18 protein-coding genes are annotated in these 19,203 nt (G+C 70.0%); all 18 read right to left on the bottom strand.

Annotated features, from left to right (window positions below; all coding sequences use genetic code 11):
• Positions 1-65 precede the first annotated feature (65 nt).
• Positions 66-1,178, bottom strand: a complete 1,113-nt coding sequence (locus BS75_RS35440; RefSeq protein ID WP_081982963.1) for an ABC transporter ATP-binding protein — start codon at positions 1,176-1,178, stop codon at positions 66-68.
• A gap of 191 nt (positions 1,179-1,369) precedes the next feature.
• Positions 1,370-2,041: a PadR family transcriptional regulator gene (locus BS75_RS43645; protein WP_042437170.1), complete on the bottom strand. Its 672-nt coding sequence runs from the start codon at positions 2,039-2,041 to the stop codon at positions 1,370-1,372.
• A gap of 144 nt (positions 2,042-2,185) precedes the next feature.
• Positions 2,186-5,131 (bottom strand): DEAD/DEAH box helicase, encoded by a 2,946-nt coding sequence (locus BS75_RS35430; RefSeq protein ID WP_081982962.1) that lies wholly within the window; start codon positions 5,129-5,131, stop codon positions 2,186-2,188.
• A gap of 228 nt (positions 5,132-5,359) precedes the next feature.
• Positions 5,360-6,343 carry a twin-arginine translocase subunit TatC gene (tatC, locus tag BS75_RS35425; RefSeq protein WP_034091131.1) on the bottom strand — a complete coding sequence of 328 codons (984 nt, stop codon included), beginning with the start codon at positions 6,341-6,343 and terminating at the stop codon, positions 5,360-5,362.
• Between the two features lie 85 nt (positions 6,344-6,428).
• Positions 6,429-6,713, bottom strand: coding sequence for a Sec-independent protein translocase subunit TatA (tatA, locus tag BS75_RS35420; protein ID WP_034091130.1), 285 nt, complete (start codon positions 6,711-6,713; stop codon positions 6,429-6,431).
• 105 nt (positions 6,714-6,818) lie between these two features.
• The gene (locus BS75_RS35415; protein ID WP_034091129.1) at positions 6,819-7,040 is read right to left on the bottom strand and encodes a hypothetical protein; all 222 of its coding nucleotides are present in this window, start codon (positions 7,038-7,040) and stop codon (positions 6,819-6,821) included.
• 10 nt (positions 7,041-7,050) lie between these two features.
• Positions 7,051-7,242: a hypothetical protein gene (locus tag BS75_RS35410; protein WP_408022573.1), complete on the bottom strand. Its 192-nt coding sequence runs from the start codon at positions 7,240-7,242 to the stop codon at positions 7,051-7,053.
• A gap of 47 nt (positions 7,243-7,289) precedes the next feature.
• Positions 7,290-8,216, bottom strand: coding sequence for a helix-turn-helix transcriptional regulator (locus tag BS75_RS35405; protein ID WP_034094444.1), 927 nt, complete (start codon positions 8,214-8,216; stop codon positions 7,290-7,292).
• A 26-nt stretch (positions 8,217-8,242) separates the two neighbouring features.
• Positions 8,243-9,250 (bottom strand): helix-turn-helix transcriptional regulator, encoded by a 1,008-nt coding sequence (locus BS75_RS35400; RefSeq protein WP_034091127.1) that lies wholly within the window; start codon positions 9,248-9,250, stop codon positions 8,243-8,245.
• A 168-nt stretch (positions 9,251-9,418) separates the two neighbouring features.
• Positions 9,419-9,790 carry an FKBP-type peptidyl-prolyl cis-trans isomerase gene (locus BS75_RS35395; protein WP_034091126.1) on the bottom strand — a complete coding sequence of 124 codons (372 nt, stop codon included), beginning with the start codon at positions 9,788-9,790 and terminating at the stop codon, positions 9,419-9,421.
• 57 nt (positions 9,791-9,847) lie between these two features.
• Complete coding sequence (locus BS75_RS35390) at positions 9,848-10,837, bottom strand: FKBP-type peptidyl-prolyl cis-trans isomerase (RefSeq protein ID WP_042437137.1); 990 nt, start codon at positions 10,835-10,837, stop codon at positions 9,848-9,850.
• A 217-nt stretch (positions 10,838-11,054) separates the two neighbouring features.
• A complete protein-coding gene (gene pafA / locus BS75_RS35385; protein WP_034091125.1) occupies positions 11,055-12,416 on the bottom strand; it encodes a Pup--protein ligase in 1,362 nt (453 codons plus the stop codon).
• A gap of 154 nt (positions 12,417-12,570) precedes the next feature.
• A complete protein-coding gene (gene prcA, locus BS75_RS35380; RefSeq protein ID WP_042437136.1) occupies positions 12,571-13,395 on the bottom strand; it encodes a proteasome subunit alpha in 825 nt (274 codons plus the stop codon).
• A 64-nt stretch (positions 13,396-13,459) separates the two neighbouring features.
• Positions 13,460-14,305, bottom strand: coding sequence for a proteasome subunit beta (gene prcB, locus BS75_RS35375; RefSeq protein ID WP_034091124.1), 846 nt, complete (start codon positions 14,303-14,305; stop codon positions 13,460-13,462).
• Positions 14,257-14,577 carry an endonuclease VII domain-containing protein gene (locus BS75_RS51005; RefSeq protein ID WP_231607988.1) on the bottom strand — a complete coding sequence of 107 codons (321 nt, stop codon included), beginning with the start codon at positions 14,575-14,577 and terminating at the stop codon, positions 14,257-14,259. Before BS75_RS51005 ends, prcB begins: the two co-directional genes overlap by 49 nt.
• Before the next feature lie 328 nt (positions 14,578-14,905).
• Complete coding sequence (locus tag BS75_RS35365; RefSeq protein ID WP_030260902.1) at positions 14,906-15,124, bottom strand: ubiquitin-like protein Pup; 219 nt, start codon at positions 15,122-15,124, stop codon at positions 14,906-14,908.
• A gap of 267 nt (positions 15,125-15,391) precedes the next feature.
• Positions 15,392-16,903, bottom strand: coding sequence for a depupylase/deamidase Dop (gene dop, locus BS75_RS35360; RefSeq protein WP_034091122.1), 1,512 nt, complete (start codon positions 16,901-16,903; stop codon positions 15,392-15,394).
• Between the two features lie 264 nt (positions 16,904-17,167).
• On the bottom strand, positions 17,168-18,934 hold the full coding sequence (gene arc / locus BS75_RS35355; RefSeq protein ID WP_034091121.1) for a proteasome ATPase: 1,767 nt from the start codon (positions 18,932-18,934) through the stop codon (positions 17,168-17,170).
• Between the last annotated feature and the right edge of the window lie 269 nt (positions 18,935-19,203).

Genomic DNA, 19,203 nt, shown 5'->3' with positions numbered 1-19,203 from the left:
GGTGCCCTCGCCCAGCGCGGACCTGCGGACCGGTACGGCGCCGGCGCGGGCGGGGGTCGCGGTGCTCATCGGGAGCCTCCCTCGGTGGTCGCGGTGGTCGCGGTGGTCGCGGCGGAGCCGCCGGTCCCGGTCGGGCCGGCGGCCTCGGCCTCGGCGAAGACCCGGCCGGTGTGGCGCAGGTAGACGTCGTCCAGCGAGGGCCGGGCGACGGTGACCGAGGCGACCGGGCGGCCGATCCCGTCCAGCGCGGCCAGCACCGCCGGGACGGCGGCGGCGCCGTCGTCCGCGCGGGCGCTGACCCGACGCCCGTCCACGGTGATCTCGCGGACACCGGGCACCCGGCCCAGCGCCTCGTACAGGGCCAGCCCCTCCGGTGGCGCGGCCTCCCGCAGTTCGACATGGACGGCGTCGCCGTGCAGCTCGCCCTTGAGCCCGTCGGGCGTGCCCTCGATCACCACCCGGCCCCGGTCGACGATGGCCAGCCGGGCGGCCAGCCGGTCGGCCTCCTCCAGGTAGTGGGTGGTCAGCAGGATGGTCAGGCCCTCCTCGCCGGCGAGCCGGCCGATCTCCTCCCACATGGCGGTGCGGGCCTCCGGGTCGAGCCCGGTGGTCGGCTCGTCCAGGAACAGCACCTGCGGGCGGTGGACCAGGCCGAGCGCCACGTCCAGCCGCCGCTGCATCCCGCCGGAGTAGGTCTTGACCTGCCGTCCGGCCGCTTCGACCAGGTCGAAGCGGGCCAGCAGCTCCTCGGCGCGGCGGTCCAGCTGGGCCCCGCGCATTCCGTAGAGGCGGCCCTGGAGCCGCAGGTTCTCCCGGCCGGTGGCGACCGGGTCCGCGCCGGAGCGCTGGGCGACGACGCCGATGGCCCGGCGGACCGCCGCCGGGTCGCGCCGGACGTCGGCCCCGGCGACGGTGGCGCTGCCGCTGTCGGCGGCGGCGAGGGTGGTGAGGATCTTGACGGTGGTGGACTTGCCCGCGCCGTTGGGGCCGAGCAGTCCGAAGACGATGCCGGGCTCGACCGCGATGCTGAGCCCGTCGAGCGCGCGCACGCCCTCCGGACGGCCCTTGACCTGGTACGTCTTGACCAGGTCGCGGGCTTCGACGGCGGGCCGGGCGGCCGTGCCGGGCGGGGCGGGCGCGGCGGTGCGCACCGCTCCCCCGCTGCTGGGGACGGTCATGGTGATGCATTCCCTTCGATCGTTGATCGTTCGGTGCCGATCTACGCCAAGGGATCCGGGCTACGATGAGGGTGCGTGTTCCTCGTAGAGCCCCGGGCCTGTTGACGCAGACCGGTGGTGAGGTTCCTGGCCCCGGACCGGTGTTGACGCACCGGGCCGGGGTTTTTGCTGCTCCTGGTCCTTCTCCTCGGTCATTCCTCCTTGAGCTGCTGCTCCCGGAGTCGCTGGACCCGCTCGGGCAGATCGGCCCACGCGGCCGGGGCCTGTCCGGTCTCGTGGAAGCTCCGCCACTCGGCGGCACCGCTGAGCGAGCCGTCGGCCAGGTCCGCGAGCAGACCCCGGACCCAGGCCGCCTCGGCCTCCGTCATGGCCAGGCTGTACTCGGACTCCACCAGGAAGATCCGGGGCAGCAGCGTGCCGTAGACGGCCATGGCCGCCCTGCCCTCCGCGAGGGTGGCGTCCAGCCGGGCCAGCCGCTGCGCCAGCAGCGACCCGACCTCGTCCGGCGACAGGATGCCCATCAGCGACAGGCCGGCCTCGAAGCGCGGGTACTCCTTGGCGGGAGTGCCGAGCAGCTCGGAGAGCCAGTCGCGCATCTCGACCCGCCCGCTCGCGGTGATGCCATAGACCGTCCGCTCCGGCCGGCGGCCGTCGCGTTCGGTGCCGGCGGCCTCGATGAAGCCGTGGCGTTCCAGGCTCTGCACGACGGTGTAGAGCGAGCCATAGTTGATCTTGATGCTGCCGTCCTTGCCGCGTTCCCGCAGCACCTGGGCGATCTCGTACGGATGGCGGGGCTGCTCGGCGACATGGACCAGCACCGCCAGGGCGAGCGGATTGCTCAGCTTGCGCTTGGCCACGGCCACCACCCGCCTCCACACCGTGCTCCGTATATTCGTAGCCGAGTATACGGAGCTGGATATTGCTTCCAGGAACACGTTATATCGCGTCATGGAAACGCGCAAGGCCCGCCCCGGAACCGGTCCGGAGCGGGCCCTGCGATCAGTCCGTCAGCCCACCGAGGAGTACGCGATGATGCCGCGCCGCAGCCCGTCCACCGCCTTGCGGGCAGTGGCGCGGACCGTGCCGTCCTCCGGGGCGGCGTTGGCGATCTGCCCCAGCACGTCGATCAGCTGCCGGGTCCAGCGGACGAAGTCGCCGGCCGGCATGTCGGCCTCGCGCAGCACCGCGTCCAGCGGATGGCCCGAGGCCCAGCGGAACGCGATCCAGGCGAAGCCCAGGTCGGGTTCGCGCTGCCCCCAGTTGTCCATGGTGGAGAGCTTGTGCTGCTCCTCCAGCGCGTTGAGGTGGCCCCAGAGCCGGACCATCTCGCCCAGCGCCTCGCGGGCCCCGCCCTCGGGCAGCTTGGGCGCACCGCTCTCGTCGTCCCCGCGCCGGGCCTCGAAGACCAGGGCGGAGGCGCAGGCGGCGAGCTCGGCCGGGGTCAGTCCCTCCCAGACCTGCTCGCGCAGGCATTCCGAGGCCAGCAGGTCCAGCTCGCCGTAGAGCCGGGCCAGCCGTCGGCCGTCCTCGGTGACGGTGTCGCCGGACAGGTAGTTCAGGTCGGTCAGCAGCGCGCAGACCCGGTCGAAGGTCCGGGCGATGGTGTGGGTCCGGGACTTCATCCGCTGTTCGAGCTGCCGGGTGTCCCGGTGCAGCCGGTCGTAGCGCTCGGCCCAGCGGGCGTGGTCCTCGCGCTCGTCGCAGCCGTGGCAGGGGTGCTGCCGCAGGGCCGTGCGCAGCCGGGCGATCTCGGGGTCGTCGGCCGCCGCCGCGCGGCCCTTGCGGACCCGCTCCGGCTCCAGGTGGCCGGCCTTGGAACGGAGCGCGGAGGCCAGGTCCCGGCGGGACTGGGGCGAGCGCGGATTGAAGCTGCGCGGGATCCTGACCCGTTCGACGGCCTCGACCGGCACCGGGAAGTCGATCATCGCGAGCCGCTTGACCTGCCGCTCGGCGGTGAGCACCACCGGGCGCGGGCCGTCGGAGTGCTCCTGCCGGTGGCCGTGCCGGCCGACCGGGGGCAGTCCCGGGTCGAGCACCAGCGCCAGCCCGGCGAAACGGCCGGTCGGCACGTGGATCACGTCGCCGGGGCGGAGCTTCTCCAGCGAGTCGGCGGCGCTGGCGCGGCGCTGGTTGGCGCCCTCGCGGGCGAGCCGGTTCTCCCGGTCCTTGAGGTCGCGGCGCAGCCCGGCGTACTCCTCGAAGTCGCCGAGGTGGCAGGTGATCGCCTCGCGGTAGCCCTCCAGGCCCTCCTCGTTGCGGCGCACCTGGCGGGCGATGCCGACCACCGACCGGTCCGCCTGGAACTGGGCGAAGGAGGTCTCCAGCAGCTCCCGGGACTTGTGCCGGCCGAACTGCTGGACCAGGTTGACGGCCATGTTGTAGGAGGGCTTGAACGAGGACCGCAGCGGATAGGTGCGGGTTCCGGCCAGCCCGGCCAGCGCGGCCGGGTCCATGCCCGGCTGCCAGAGCACCACCGCGTGGCCCTCGATGTCGATGCCGCGCCGCCCGGCGCGCCCGGTGAGCTGGGTGTACTCGCCGGGGGTGACGTCGGCGTGGGTCTCGCCGTTCCACTTGACCAGCTTCTCCATCACCACCGAGCGGGCCGGCATGTTGATGCCCAGGGCGAGGGTCTCGGTGGCGAAGACCGCCTTGACCAGGCCGCGCAGGAACAGCTCCTCGACGACCTCCTTGAAGGCCGGCAGCATCCCGGCGTGGTGGGCGGCGACACCGCGCTCCAGCGCGTCGACCCACTCGTAGTAGCCCAGGACGTGCAGGTCCTCGTCCGGGATGACCGCGGTGCGGGCCTCGACCAGGGCCCGGACCTCGGCCCGTTCGGCCTCGTTGTTCAGCCGCAGCCCGGAGTGGAGGCACTGCTGGACGGCGGCCTCGCAGCCGGCCCGGCTGAAGATGAAGGTGATCGCGGGCAGCAGCCCCTCGTCGTCGAGCCGGCCGATGACCTCGGGCCGGCTCGGCGTCCAGGCGCGGCCCGGACGGCCGTTGGACATGGAGCGGCCCTTGCCGCGCTTCTCGAACCGGTCCCGGCCGCCGTAGCGGCGGTCCTGCTCGGCGCGGGCCAGCCGGACCAGCTCCGGGTTGACGTCGGCCTCGCCGCCGCGCTGCCCGCCGCCGTCGCGCTTGCGGCCGGAGGCGCGCTCCTCCGCCACCCTGGTCGTGAACAGGTCGTACATCCGGTTGCCGGCCAGCACGTGCTGCCACAGCGGGACCGGGCGGTGCTCGGAGACGATGACCTTGGTGCCGCCGCGCACGGTGTCCAGCCAGTCGCCGAACTCCTCGGCGTTGGAGACGGTCGCCGACAGCGAGACCAGGGTGACCGACTCGGGGAGGTGGATGATGACCTCCTCCCAGACCGCGCCGCGGAAGCGGTCGGCCAGGTAGTGCACCTCGTCCATGACCACGTAGCCCAGGCCGCTCAGCGTCCGCGAGCCGGCGTAGAGCATGTTGCGCAGCACCTCGGTGGTCATCACCACCACCGGGGCCTCGCTGTTGACCGTGTTGTCGCCGGTCAGCAGGCCGACCTTGTCCGGGCCGTAGCGCTTCACCAGGTCCGCGAACTTCTGGTTGGACAGCGCCTTGATCGGCGTGGTGTAGAAGCACTTGCGGCCCTCGGCCAGGGCCAGGTGGACGGCGAACTCGCCGACGATGGTCTTGCCGGAGCCGGTCGGGGCGGCGACCAGGACCCCCTCGCCGCCCTCCAGCGCCTCGCAGGCCTCGATCTGGAAGTCGTCCAGCGGGAAGTCGTACAGCTCGCGGAAGGCGTAGAGCTGGGTCGCCTGCTCCTTGGCGAGGCGGCGCGAGGCCGCATAGCGCTCGGCGGGGCTGAGCTCCTGCTCCTGCTCCTGCTCCTGCTCCTGCTCCTGCTCCTGCCCAGGAGTGAGCGGAGTGAGCGGGGCGAGCGGGGTGTTCTGGCTGTCCTGGGGGGCGGCGGAGGTCATCGCGGCACCATCCTCCCGGTTCGGGCGCACGGGAGCGCGGTGGGCGGTGCCTTGAGCGGCGCGCGGGTCTTCGTCGTCTACGGTGTGCATCTCATCCAGAGGCTACCCGCCGACACCGACACTCCACCCAAGATTTTCGGCCCGGCCGCCGACGCACTGCGGGCCGTCCGCGAGGAACTCGCGAACGGCCCGCAGTGCGTCGACCGGCTGCCGGTCGGCCGGGGTCGGTCAGGTGATGTCGTCGTCCGAGTCGTACCTCATCGGCTCGTTGGCGGCCAGCTCGGAGGGGCTGATCCGCTCCACCCCGTCGAACTGCGAGGGCAGCTCGGAGGGCGCCAGGTCCAGCGAGGACGCCTGGTCGTCGTCCAGCAGGCTGTCCGGGTCCTCGATCGCGCGGCGCTTGGCCTTGGTGCGGTCGTGGATGGTCGCGACCGCGAGGGCGACGAAGAAGAGCAGGCAGATCGGCACGGCCAGCACGGTCATCGTCAGCGGGTCGCCGGTGGGCGTGGCCACCGCCGCGAACACGAAGATGATGAAGACGATCGCCCGCCACCAGCTGCGCAGCTTCGCCGCGCTGAGGATGCCGATGAAGTTCAGGCCGACCATCAGCAGCGGGATCTCGAAGGACAGCCCGAAGACCAGCACCATCCGGATGAAGAAGGTCAGGAAGTCGGTGCCCTGGATCATCTGCCCCATGCCGGGCGGCACGAAGCCGAGCAGGATCCGCATGGCCTTGGGGAACACCCAGTACGCGATGGCCGCGCCGCCGAGGAAGAGCGGCACCGCCGCCCCGACGAAGCTCAGCCCGTACTTGCGCTCCTTCTTGTACAGCCCGGGGGCGACGAACGCCCAGAGCTGGTAGGACCACACCGGGCTGGAGATGATCGCGCCGATCATCATCGACACGTCGAAGCTCAGCGACAGGCCGCCCAGCGGCCCGTCGACCACCAGCACGCCGTTGGGGCACTGCTTCGTCGGCTGGGCCACACCGTGCAGGCCCTTGATCGAGCACAGCGAGTGCGTCATCTGGTCCAGGACCCAGCTGTGGATCACGAAGCCGAGCACCGTACCGATCAGCAGCGCCAGGATCGCGATGCACAGCCGGTTGCGGAGTTCGCGGAGGTGGTCCGCGAGCGGCATCCGGCCGTCGTTGCTCTTGGGCTGCTTCTGCCTGCCGGCGCTCTGACGCCGAGTCGCCTGGGTCTCGCTCACCGTGCGGCTTTCAGTCCCTGCGTAAAGGTGGATGGAGGGGGCTTACCGCTGCGGGTCGGAACCGACCCGCAGCCGGGGCCGGACGTCAGCTCTGGACGTGGGGCTGGGCATCGGCGACCGGGCGGGCGGTGGCCGACTCGCCGGGGGCGGCCTGAATGGTCTTCGGCGCCGCGACGGTCTGCTCGGCCGGGGCCGGGGCGGCGACGGTCGCCTCCGCCTTGTCGTCCGTCTTCATCGCGCCGACCTCGGACTTGAGGATACGCAGCGACTTGCCGAGCGCACGTGCAGTGTCAGGCAGCCGCTTCGCTCCGAAGAGCAGCAGCACGATGACCGCCAGGATAATGATTTCAAGGCCGCGGTTCTCGAGCATGGGATTCCCTCTTCGTCTCTGGTCTCTGCGCTGATGATACGCACTCAGGCAGCCGCAGAGTCCAGAGCCGAGCGCAGATCTTGTGATATCCCCGCATGTTCGATCCTACGTTGGCTCCGGTTCATTGAGAACCAGCTGACCGGCCCTCCGGGCCACCGGTTCCGCCGCGAACTCCAGGGCTGCGGCGGAGCGCGAGAGCCGCCGGGCACTGCCGTCCAGCTCACGGGAGAGCAGCAGCACCTCCCGGTACACCCGCACCGCCAGCGCCCCCAGCACCAGCAGTCCCGCTGTCGACAGCACGGCCACCGAGAAGATCAACCAAGGCATGGCCGTCAGCCTACGACACGGCCGGCGGCTGGACGCCCACCAGCCGCATGGTGCGCACCCCGGCCCCGGTCAGCGCCTCCACAATGCGCTCCCCCGCCTGCTTCCGGACCGCCGAACCGCAGTCGGGACAGGTGAAGGTGTAGAACGTCCGTTCCCGGCTGCGGCCGAGCGTCAGCCGGAAAGCGTCCGCCTCCAGTTCCATGGTGGCCTGGCACTCCGTACACGATGCCTTGAATCGTGTGGGAACAGTCATGCCCCCTCGCCCCCGTACAGCGCCAGTGCGTCGGCCGCCGTCGCACGCGCCAGCTCGGCCAGTTCCGGCGGCGCGGTGATCCGGCCGTCCGCGCCCAGCCGCAGCGCCAGCCGCAGCAGCCCGGACGGGTCCGGCGTCCGCAGGGTGATCCGCAGCCCGCCGCCCGGCAGCTCCACCGACTCCTCGAAGGTGTAGTACTCGGCCACCCAGCGCCCGGCCGGGCCGACCTCCAGCACCACCTGCGGATCGTCGGCGGCCGGCCGGACCAGCCCCTCCGACAGGTCCCGCAGCTCCAGCGGCGGGGCCGCCGACTCGACCTCCAGCACCCGGATGTCCGCGATCCGGTCCAGCCGGAAGATCCGCCGGTCCTCGGACAGCCGGCACCAGCCCTCCAGATAGGTGTGACCGTCGGTGACCAGTCGGATCGGGTCCACCTCCCGCTCGGTCATCTCGCCGCGGCCCGAGGAGTAGTAGCTGATCCACAGCCGCCGCCGCTCGGTCAGCGCCCGGTCCACGTCCGCGAAGACGCTGCCCTCCGCCTCGAAGGTCACCCCGACCCGCGCGCTGCCCTCGGCCGCGTCCCCCGCCGCCGCCTCCAGCTTGGCCACCGCCCTGGTCAGCGCCGCCCGGTCGCGCTCGCGCAGCCCCGGCAGCCCGGCCACCGCCCGCGCCGCCACCAGCAGCGAGATCGCCTCGTCCGAGGCCAGCCGCAGCGGCTGGGCCACGTCGTCCGGGTTGTGCCACCAGATGCGCTCGCCGTCGGTGTCGATGTCCAGCAGGTCCCCGCCCCGGAAGCTGGTCCCGCACATCGGCAGCACGTTCAGGTCGCCCACCAACTCACGCTCGGTGATCCCGAAGGCGCGCGCCACATCGCTCACCCGCGCCCCGGGGCGCTCCCGCAGATAGGTCACCAGTGACAGCATCCGTCGGGTCTGGTCGATCGCCGTGCTCACAGCGCTGCTCCTTCTTCTTCCCCGGCGTCCCCGGCTCCGGCGACCGCCCGCAGCCGGGTGATCACATCGGTCCGCAGCTCCGCCGGGCCGAGCACCACCACCGCCGCACCGAACTCCATCAGGTCCGCCGCCAGGCCGTGGCCGTAGGGGACCTCCAACTCGTCCCAGTCCGCGTCCACCGCGACCACCTGCAGCGCCTTGGTCCGGAGCGGGAACGCCGCGCCCCGGCGCAGCCGGATCCGGGCCGTCGCCGTCGCGCCCTCCCCCGCGAACCGGGAGACGTGCTGACGGACGTCCACGTGGTCCGGGACCTCGGCGGTGAACGCCCCGCCCCGGGACTTGACCCGATCGGTGATCCGGCTCAGCCGGAACACCCGCACATCCTTGCGGTCACGGTCCCAGCCTGCCAGGTACCAGTGCCCGTGCCAGCACTCCAGCGCCCAGGGCTCGACGCTGCGCGGCTCCGCCACCGAGGCCCCCGACTTGCGGTAGCCGAACGACACCGGACGCCGGTCCCGCGCGGCGTTCAGCAGCGGTTCGAACGCCGCCTCGCGCGCCAGGATCCTCGGCTCCAACGCGGTCAGGCCCTCCGTCGCCTCGGTCGGCGCGCCGTCCACCAGCACCCCGGCCGCCCGCAGCTTGTGCAGCCCGCCGCTGGCCGCCCCGGCCAGCCGCACCTGCTGCCAGACCCCGGCCGCCAGGCTCAGCGCGGCGGCCTCCTCCGCGTCCAGCGAGATCGACGGCAGCCGGTTGCGGTCCCGCCGGGCCAGGTAGCCGGTCTCCCCGTCGAGCGGGCTCTCCTCGACGTCGATGACCAGCCCGAGCTCGCGCAGATCGTCCTTGTCCCGCTCGAACATCCGGTTGAAGGAGTCCTCCGTGCCGTTCTCGGCGGCCTCCTGGTAGGCCTCGATCGAGTTCCGCAGATCCCGCTTGCTCAGCGGGCGCCTGGTGTTCATCAGACACAGCGCGAGGTTCATCAACCGCTCGGACTTGGCGATGGGCACTGCTCACCCCTCCCTGCACGCGAACACTCCGTGTGCCCGGCGAACCCGACCGTACCGGTCCGGCGGCCAGCCGCAAAAGCGCGGCCCCGCCGCACCACTTTCGTGGTACGACGGGGCCGTTGGCCTCGACTCCGCAGCGTCCGAAGCAGCCGTGCGTCCCGGGGGACGTCAGACCGCCAGCAGGTCCACCACGAAGATCAGCGTCTCACCGGGCTTGATCGCCCGGCCCGCGCCGCGGTCGCCGTAGCCGAGGCGCGGCGGAATGATCAGCTCGCGCCGACCGCCGACCTTCATCCCGGCCACACCCTGGTCCCAGCCGGCGATGACCTGGCCGGCGCCCAGGCCGAACGTGAAGGCCGAACCGCGGTTCCAGCTGGCGTCGAACTCCTCGCCCGTGCTGAACGCCACACCCACGTAGTGGACGCTGACGTTGTGGCCGGGCTTGGCCTCTTCGCCTTCGCCCACCCAGATGTCACGGATCTGCAGCTCGACCGGCGGCTCGCCACCCGGGAAGTCGATTTCCGGCTTCTCGATGCTCAAGGTCTTGATCTCCTCAGTCGGTGCGGCGCGCCGTTGTCGGCGGCCGTAGGGGCAACGTTACGCCGCGGCCAGGATGTCCACGACGAAGACCAGCGTCGAGTTGGCCGGGATCGACCCCTGGGCCGTGGCCCCGTAGCCGAGCGCCGGCGGGATCACGATCTCGACCCGGGAGCCCACGGTCTGCCCCAGGATGGCCTGGTCCCAGCCCTTGATCACGTTACCGCCGCCGGCCACGTAGTTGAACGCGCCCTGGTCGTTCCAGGAGGAGTCGAACACCTTGCCGTCGGCCCAGGTCACCCCGGTGTACTGGACGATCACCGACTGGCCGCTGGCGACCTTCGGCCCGGCGCCCTTGACCAGCACCGAGGTCTGCAGCGAGGTCGGCGCCTTGGCGCCCTTCGGAATGGTGATCGTCGCGGCCTTGGGGGCGGAGGCGTCCACGGTCGGCATCCCCGCCACCGGAGCCTGCGCCGCACCCGACGCCTGCCCCTTGGTCGACACCGCACCGGTGATGTCCACGACCATCACCATGGTGTCCGTAGCCCGCACACCCAGGTCGGCCGGGGCCTGCTGGCCCTCCTGCTGGGCCTGCTGGGCCTCCTGCTGCTCCGAGGCGACGATCTGCGAGGCCGCGTCCGCCGGCGGAGCCACGACCAGCACCCGGCTGCCGATGGTGTGGCCGCTGACCGCGCTCTTCAGCGCCGGCAGCATGTTGCTGACATCGGTCACCAACGGCTGCCCGGCGGCGTACGAGTCGCTGACCGTCTTGCCGGTGTTCCAGTCGTCGATGACCACCTTGGTGATGGCCACGTCGCCGTCGCCGACCGCGGTACCGGTGCCCGTGGTCAGCGTCTTGACCACCTGGGTGGTGCCGGCCTGGCTCACGTCCGGCAGCTTGATGGTGGCGCTCTTCCCGTACACGCCGGTGACGGTGGGCAGCGCCGTGGCCTTGGCGTCGGCGCTCTTCGATCCGGAACTGCTGCTGCAGCCGGTGATGAACAACGCGGGCACGAGGAGCAGCGCAGCAGCAGCGGTGGTTCGGCGCACGGTCGTCCTTAGGTCTGAAAAACGGAAGCTGAATCGGTCCGCGCCACTCTACGACCTCGTCTCCCAGGACCCCAGACACAACTCAGCCCCCGCACCGTCACAATACGGACACGAGGGCTGAAAACTTGACAGAGCGACCAGGATACTAAGAATCCTCTCAGCTACGAGCCAGCTGTGCGGCAGCGGAGCGACCGCCGCCGCACAGCCGGCACCCGGGCTACATGCCGGCGATGAGCTTCTCCACCCGCTCGTCCACCGAACGGAACGGGTCCTTGCACAGCACCGTCCGCTGCGCCTGGTCATTGAGCTTGAGGTGCACCCAGTCGACGGTGAAGTCCCGGCGCTGCTCCTGCGCCCGGCGGATGAAGTCCCCGCGCAGCCGGGCCCGGGTGGTCTGCGGCGGCACCGACTTCGCCTCGAAGATCTTCAGGTCGGTGGTCACCCGCTCCGCCTGGCCCCGGTTCTGCAGCAGGTAGAACAGGCCCCGACGGCGGTGGATGTCGTGGTACGCCAGATCGATCTGGGCCACCCGGGGGTGCGACATGCTGATGCCGTTCTTCTCCCGGTAGCGCTCGATCAGCTGGTACTTCATCACCCAGTCGATCTCCCGCTCCACCTTGGAGAGGTCCTGCGCCCGGACCGCCTCCAGCGTCCGGCCCCACAGGTCCAGCACCCTGGCCACCGTGCCGGTCCGGATCCCCCGGCTGTCGACGAAGTCGCTGGCCTTGGTGAAGTACTCCTCCTGGATCTCCAGCGCGCTCGCCTCGCGGCCGTTGGCCAGCCGCACCTGGCGTGAGCCGGTGAGGTCGTGGCTGACCTCACGGATCGCCCGGATCGGGTTCTCCAGCGTGAGGTCGCGCAGCACCACCCCGGCCTCGATCATCCGCAGCACCAGGTCGGTGGCGCCGACCTTCAGCAGGGTGGTCGTCTCCGACATGTTGGAGTCGCCGACGATGACGTGCAGCCGCCGGTAGCGCTCGGCGTCGGCATGCGGCTCGTCCCGGGTGTTGATGATCGGCCGTGACCGGGTGGTCGCCGAGCTGACGCCCTCCCAGATGTGCTCCGCCCGCTGACTGACGCAGAACACCGCGCCGCGCGGCGTCTGCAGCACCTTGCCGGCCCCGCAGATCAGCTGACGGGTCACCAGGAACGGGATCAGGATGTCGGCCAGCCGGGAGAACTCGCCGTGGCGCGCCACGAGGTAGTTCTCGTGGCAGCCGTAGGAGTTCCCGGCGGAGTCGGTGTTGTTCTTGAACAGGTAGACGTCACCGGCGATGCCCTCCTCGTGCAGCCGCCTCTCGGCGTCCACCAGGAGTCCTTCGAGGATGCGCTCCCCGGCCTTGTCGTGGGTGACGAGTTCGGCGACGTCGTCGCACTCCGGAGTGGCGTACTCCGGATGTGATCCGACGTCGAGATAGAGACGGGCGCCGTTGCGCAGAAACACGTTGCTGCTTCGGCCCCATGACACGACACGGCGGAAGAGGTACCTGGCCACCTCGTCCGGGGAGAGTCGCCGCTGCCCCCGGAACGTACAGGTGACGCCGTACTCGTTCTCCAGCCCGAAGATTCGGCGGTCCATGATTGGACTTTACGCTTTTGGTCGGTGTCTGAAACCCTCCGCGACCAAATCTCGATCTTTCGGTTATTACCGCCGAAAATCCGTGAGGACGTGCCGAAGCACGCCCTCACGGATCGTCAACAACCCGGGCCGGACCGGTCCGGACCGGTCCGGGTCAGCCCTCGTCGCCGGCCGGCGGCTGCGCCTCCTGCGGTTCCGGGACGTCCACGTCGCCGGGCACGGCATCGGGCACGTCATCGGGCACGTCGCTGTCCTCGACGTCGCCGGTCGCGGTCTCGTCGCCGGCCAGCAGCCGGCCCAGCTGCGCGCCGACCAGCCGCTTGAACTTGCGCTGCTGCCAGCGGCTGCGGTCCAGGACCGCGACCTCCAGCTGGTCCTGGGTCAGGGTGCGGGCGGCACCGCCGTTGGGGTCCCGGGCGAGGGCGTCCACCGCCAGCTTCAGCGCCCCGGGCAGGGACAGGCCCTCCTCGTGGTGCTGCTCCAGGTAGTGGCTGATCGACTCGGAGTTGCCGCCGACCGCGACCGTGCCGTGCTCGTCCACGACGGAGCCGTCGGGGGTGAGCCGGTAGATCTGGTCGTCGGCCGGGGCCTTGCCGACCTCGGCCACGATCAGTTCGACCTCGTACGGCTTCTCGCCGGTGGAGGAGAAGATCGTGCCCAGGGTCTGGGCATAGACGTTGGCCAGACCGCGGGCATTGACGTCGGCCCGGTCGTAGGAGTACCCGCGGAGGTCGGCGTAGCGGACGCCGCCGATCCGGAGGTTCTCGAACTCGTTGTAGCGGCCGACCGCCGCGAAGGCGATCCGGTCGTAGATCTCGGAGACCTTGTGCAGCGCCCGCGAGGTGTTCTCCGCGACGAAGACGATGCCGTCGGTGTAGGTGAGCACGACCACGCTGCGACCGCGCGCGATGCCCTTGCGGGCGTACTCCGCGCGGTCGGCCATGGCCTGCTGGGGTGAGACGTAGAACGGCGTCGACACCGGCGGTCGCCCCTTCTGGTCGATCGGTCAGGTGAGGTGGGAGGAGGGTGGTGGTCGGCGCGGGCTAGAGCAGCCCGGCCCGGGGACCGTTCGGGAAGTCCAGCCGGTGGTCGAGGACGCTGCGGGCGATGTCGCCGACCTCCTCGTCCGGGAGCCGGCGGAAGCCGTCCTCGGTGATGACGCCGATGATCGGGAAGATCTTCCGGGTCAGGTCGGGCCCGCCGGTCGCGGAGTCGTCGTCGGCGGCGTCGTAGAGCGCCTGGACGACGGCGGTGGCGGCCTGCTCGGCGGTCAGGTCGGCCCGGTAGAGCTTCTTCAGCGAGCCCTTGGCGAAGAGCGAGCCCGAGCCGGTGGCGGCGAAGCCGAGCTCCTCGGAACGGCCGCCGGTGACGTCGTAGCTGAAGATCCGGCCCCGGCCGAGGTCGAGGTCGTAGCCGGCGAAGAGCGGGACCACGGCCAGGCCCTGCATGGCCATGCCGAGGTTGCCGCGGATCATGGTGGTCAGCCGGTTGGCCTTGCCCTCCAGCGAGAGCTGGGTGCCTTCGATCTTCTCGTAGTGCTCCAGTTCCAGCTGGAACAGTCGCACCATCTCGACGGCGAGGCCGGCCGTGCCGGCGATGCCGACGGCGGAGTACTCGTCGGCCGGGAAGACCTTCTCGATGTCCCGCTGGGCGATCAGGTTACCCATGGTGGCGCGGCGGTCACCGGCGAGGATGACCCCGCCGTCGAAGGTGACGGAGACGATGGTGGTGCCGTGCGGGGCCTCCAGCGGCTGCAGCCCGGCGGGCAGGGTGCGTCCGCCGGGGAGCAGCTCCGGCTGGTGGGCGGCCAGGAATTCGACGAAGGACGACGAACCCGGCGTCAAGAAGGCAGCCGGTAGACGCCCGGTGCCACGAGTGTTGGCTTCCACACGTTCCCTTCCAGATAGTCGGCCCCACGCCGGAGCAGCTCGGGGCGGTCCTTGAACTGCCCCAGTCCGCCGTTGCAGTTGAAGCAGAGGATGGCTCGGACCCTACCCGTTTTGTGGTCGTGATCCACGTGTTCGGGGTCAGGAGTGAGACAGATTGCGCAGACGCCCCGCTGGGCCTCCAGCATGGCGTCGACTTCGGCCCCGGTCAGACCGTAGCGGTGCTTGAGGTGGTAATCACGGGTTCCGCCATGGAGTCGCCGCTTGCCCTCCACGCCACGTGCGTTGTGGCAGGGCTTGCAGTAGGTCGCATATCCGGATACTGAACTCCTGTGTCGCGGAAAGTCTGCGCGCGGCTTGAGCTCCTGACAGTCGGGACATCGCCCGAAACCCTCGGGAGACTCCTCGTGCTGCTTCGGAAACGACCGCTCGCGCCCTTCCCGGGAGGCCCTCCGCATGGCCGCCTCCGCATTACGCCGTTTGAAGCAGGCACGGCAGTACGGAGCCAGACCATCCGGCGATTTCTCCCGCTTCCAGAAATCAGAAGTCGGCCTGACCTCACCACAATCCCGACAGACCTTTTCGGTCAAATCGGACATATGGTCACTGGCCGCCTTTCTGCACATATGACCTTACGAACGACTCGGCATCCGACTCCAGGATTTCGTCGATGTCGTCGAGCACCGCGTCCACGTCGTCGTCGAGCTTCGCCTTGCGCTCCTTGAGGTCCGAGGCCTCGTTCGCCTCGACCTCGGTCTCCTCGACCTCTTCCGAGGAGCGGTTCGCCCGCTGCTGGCCGCCGCCGGTGTCCTTGGTCGCCATAACCCTCACCCCGCTCGCTAGACGGCGCATCGCTGCGCCCGGTGGTGCCCAGCCGTTCTCGGCCGCGCCCGGTACTGCTGGTCAGACCCTATACACGAGGAGTGACAACCAGCTCGTGTTTTACCGCATCCTCTCAACGTCCGATGCTGTTCCGATGATGCCCAGCGGCGCCGGGTTCACCCATGGTGAACAGCGGCTACTGTCCGGTTACGCCCGAAGCGGACGGATGTTCAAGTCCGCCGGGCCCGCTCCGGGCATTCGGGCCGCTCAGCCGCCCGAGAGCACCCGGACCAGCTCCTCGGCCGTGCGGCAGCGGTCCAGCAGCGCCTTGACATGCTTCCTGGTGCCGCGCAGCGGCTCCAGGGTCGGGACCCGCTGGAGCGAGTCGCGCCCCGGCAGGTCGAAGATGACGGAGTCCCAGGAGGCCGCCGCCACGTGGTCGGCGTACTGCTCCAGGCAGCGGCCCCGGAAGTAGGCCCGGGTGTCCTCCGGCGGCTTGTGGGCGGCCCGCAGGACGTCCGCCTCGGACACGATGCGCTCCATCCGCCCGCGGTCCGCCAGCCGGTTGTAGAGGCCCTTCTCGGCCCGCACATCGGCGTACTGGAGGTCGACCAGCTGCAGCCTGGGGTTGTCCCAGCCCAGCCCGTCCCGGTTGCGGTAGCCCTCCAGGATCTGTCGCTTGGCGATCCAGTCGAGCTGCTGGGCCAGGCTCATCGGGTCGCGCTCCAGCCGGCCGAGGACGTCCTCCCAGCGGTCCAGGACGTCCCGGGTCTGCTCGTCGGCGTCGGCGCCGAAGCGGTCCTCGACGTACTTCCTGGCCAGCTCGCAGTACTCCATCTGGAGCTGGACGGCGGTCAGCTTCCGGCCGCTGCGCAGCGACATCAGGTAGCCCAGGTCCGGGTCGTGCGAGACCCGGTGCAGGGTGCGCACCGGCTGGTCGACGACCAGGTCGGTGGTGATGAAGCCGTCCTCGATCATGGACAGCACCAGCGCCGTCGTGCCGAGCTTGAGGTAGGTGGAGACCTCGGAGAGGTTGGCGTCGCCGATGATGACGTGCAGCCGGCGGTACTTCTCGGCGTCCGCGTGGGGCTCGTCGCGGGTGTTGATGATGGGCCGTTTGAGGGTGGTCTCCAGGCCGACCTCGACCTCGAAGTAGTCGGCGCGCTGGCTGATCTGGAAGCCGTGGACCGAGCCGTCCTGGTTGATGCCCACCCGTCCGGCCCCGGTGACGACCTGTCGGGAGACGAAGAACGGGGTCAGGTGCTTGACGATGTCGGCGAACGGGGTCGACCGCTTCATCAGGTAGTTCTCGTGGGTGCCGTAGGAGGCGCCCTTGTTGTCGGTGTTGTTCTTGTACAGGTGGATCGGCTGGGCGCCCGGCAGCTGGAGGGCGCGGATGGCGGCCTCCTCCATGATCCGTTCGCCGGCCTTGTCCCAGAGCACGGCGTCCCGGGGGTTGGTGACCTCGGGCGAGCTGTACTCGGGGTGGGCGTGGTCCACGTAGAAGCGGGCGCCGTTGGTGAGGATGATGTTGGCGAGGCCGATGTCCTCGTCCGTCAGCTGGCTGGCGTCGGCGGTGTCCCTGGCCAGGTCGAAACCCCGTGCGTCGCGGAGCGGGTTCTCCTCCTCGAAGTCCCAGCGGGCTCTCCGGGCCCGGTGCATCGCCGCCGCGTAGGCGTTCACCACCTGCGACGAGGTGAGCATGGCATTGGCGTTGGGATGTCCAGGAACGGAGATCCCGTACTCCGTCTCGATTCCCATCACGCGCCGTACGGACATGCGGCCCTCCTTCAAAGCTGCCGCCGGCGAGCCGTCCGACGACGGTCGGCCCGGTGCGGTAACCCGAGCCTAGAACTGCGGACTGACAACCGGGAGATCGCTGACCCGGCTACTTCACTTCGTGACAGAAGCAGAATGACCGGACGGACCGTCAAAACGGGCTCCGGACACGAACCGTCCGACTACGGGGCCCACGGGCACCCGTAGCCGGACGGTGGTGGAACTGGACTGCTGACCTTCAGGTACTGCCTTGGAGGTGCTGCCTTACAGGTACTGCCCCGTGTTGGCGACAGTGTCGATGGAGCGGCCGGACTCGGCGCCCTGCTTCCCGGTGACCAGCGTGCGGATGAAGACGATCCGCTCGCCCTTCTTGCCGGAGATCCGGGCCCAGTCGTCCGGGTTGGTGGTGTTGGGCAGGTCCTCGTTCTCCTTGAACTCGTCGACGCAGGCCGCGAGCAGGTGGGTGACCCGGAGACCGCGCTGGCCGTGGTCGAGGAAGTCCTTGATGGCCATCTTCTTCGCCCGGTCCACGATGTTCTGGATCATCGCGCCGGAGTTGAAGTCCTTGAAGTACAGGACCTCCTTGTCACCATTGGCGTAGGTGACCTCCAGGAAGCGGTTCTCCTCGGTCTCCGTGTACATCCGCTCGACGACGGCCTGGATCATGGCCTCGACGGTGCTCTCCACCGAGGAGCCGTGCTCCTTGACGTCGTCGGGGTGCAGCGGCAGGGAGTTCTTGAGGTACTTGGAGAAGATGTCCTTCGCCGCCTCGGCGTCCGGGCGCTCGATCTTGATCTTGACGTCGAGCCGGCCCGGCCTGAGGATCGCCGGGTCGATCATGTCCTCGCGGTTGGATGCCCCGATGACGATGACGTTCTCCAGCCCCTCCACGCCGTCGATCTCGGCGAGCAGCTGCGGGACGATGGTGTTCTCCACGTCCGAGCTGACGCCGGAGCCGCGGGTGCGGAACAGCGATTCCATCTCGTCGAAGAAGACGATGACGGGCGTGCCCTCGCTGGCCTTCTCCCGGGCCCGCTGGAAGACCAGGCGGATCTGCCGCTCGGTCTCGCCGACGTACTTGTTGAGCAGCTCGGGGCCCTTGATGTTGAGGAAGTAGCTCTTCCCCTGGGGCTGTCCGGTGACCTCGGCCACCTTCTTGGCCAGGGAGTTCGCCACCGCCTTGGCGATGAGCGTCTTGCCGCAGCCGGGCGGGCCGTAGAGCAGGACGCCCTTGGGCGGGCGCAGCTCGTACTCCTTGAAGAGCTCGGCGTGCAGGTACGGGAGCTCGACGGCGTCGCGGATCATCTCGATCTGCTGGCCGAGCCCGCCGATGCGGTCGTAGTCGATGTCTGGCACTTCTTCGAGGACCAGGTCCTCGACCTCGCTCTTGGGCACGACCTCGTAGACGTAGCCGGAGCGGGGTTCGAGCAGCAGGGCGTCGCCGGGTCGCAGTTTGACGTCGCGGAGCGGTTCGGCGAGCCGGACCACCCTTTCCTCGTCGGTGTGCCCGGTGACGAGGGCCCGTTCGCCGTCCTCGAGGACTTCCTTGAGGGTGACGATGTCGCCGATGGACTCGAACTCCATCGCGTCGACGATATTGAGCGCCTCGTTGAGCATGACCTCCTGGCCGCGCCGCAGCTCGTCCAGGGGGACGCTGGGGCTGACGTTCACCCGCAGCTTGCGACCGCCGGTGAAGATGTCGGCGGTGCCGTCCTCGTTGGCGGTCAGGAAAGTGCCGAAGCCGGCCGGCGGCTGCGCGAGCCGGTCGACCTCCTCCTTGAGGGCCACGATCTGGTCGCGGGCCTCCCTCAGGGTGGAGGCGAGCCGCTCGTTCTGCGCGGTGACTCCGGACAGGTTGGCCTGCAGCTCGTTGATGCGCTCTTCGAGGATCCTCGTGTGGCGCGGCGAGTCTGCGAGTTTGCGGCGCAGGACGGCAATCTCCTGCTCAAGAAAGGAAACCTGGCTGAGGGCTTCCTCAGAACCCCGTGCGGGCCTGCCGCCGCGGGCGTAGTCGTCATCGTGGGCTGCCACGGTCCTCACCTCCTCCGGGGGAGCTGAACGCTTTCAGACCCTACCTGTGCCTGGTGGCGTTGAAACCCCTAGATCAGAAAGTCGGAAGGGGGTGTGTCCGATCTTCACCCTTGCGCACGTCCCCTCGTCACTGGGATACCCACTCGAAGGCGTCCGGAAGCGGCCACTTGTTAGAGTCGGTTGGTCAATCGCGATCGGGTTGACCGGACAGGGGTCGATCTCTGGACCGTTGGCGGGAATAGCGGGTACTCCGTACGGGGCCCGGTGAG

This window comes from Streptacidiphilus albus JL83 (assembly GCF_000744705.1).
Classification (GTDB): Bacteria; Actinomycetota; Actinomycetes; order Streptomycetales; family Streptomycetaceae; genus Streptacidiphilus; species Streptacidiphilus albus.
The sequence above is the reverse complement of the archived record's forward strand: the minus strand, read 5'-3'. Positions and strand labels throughout refer to the sequence as shown.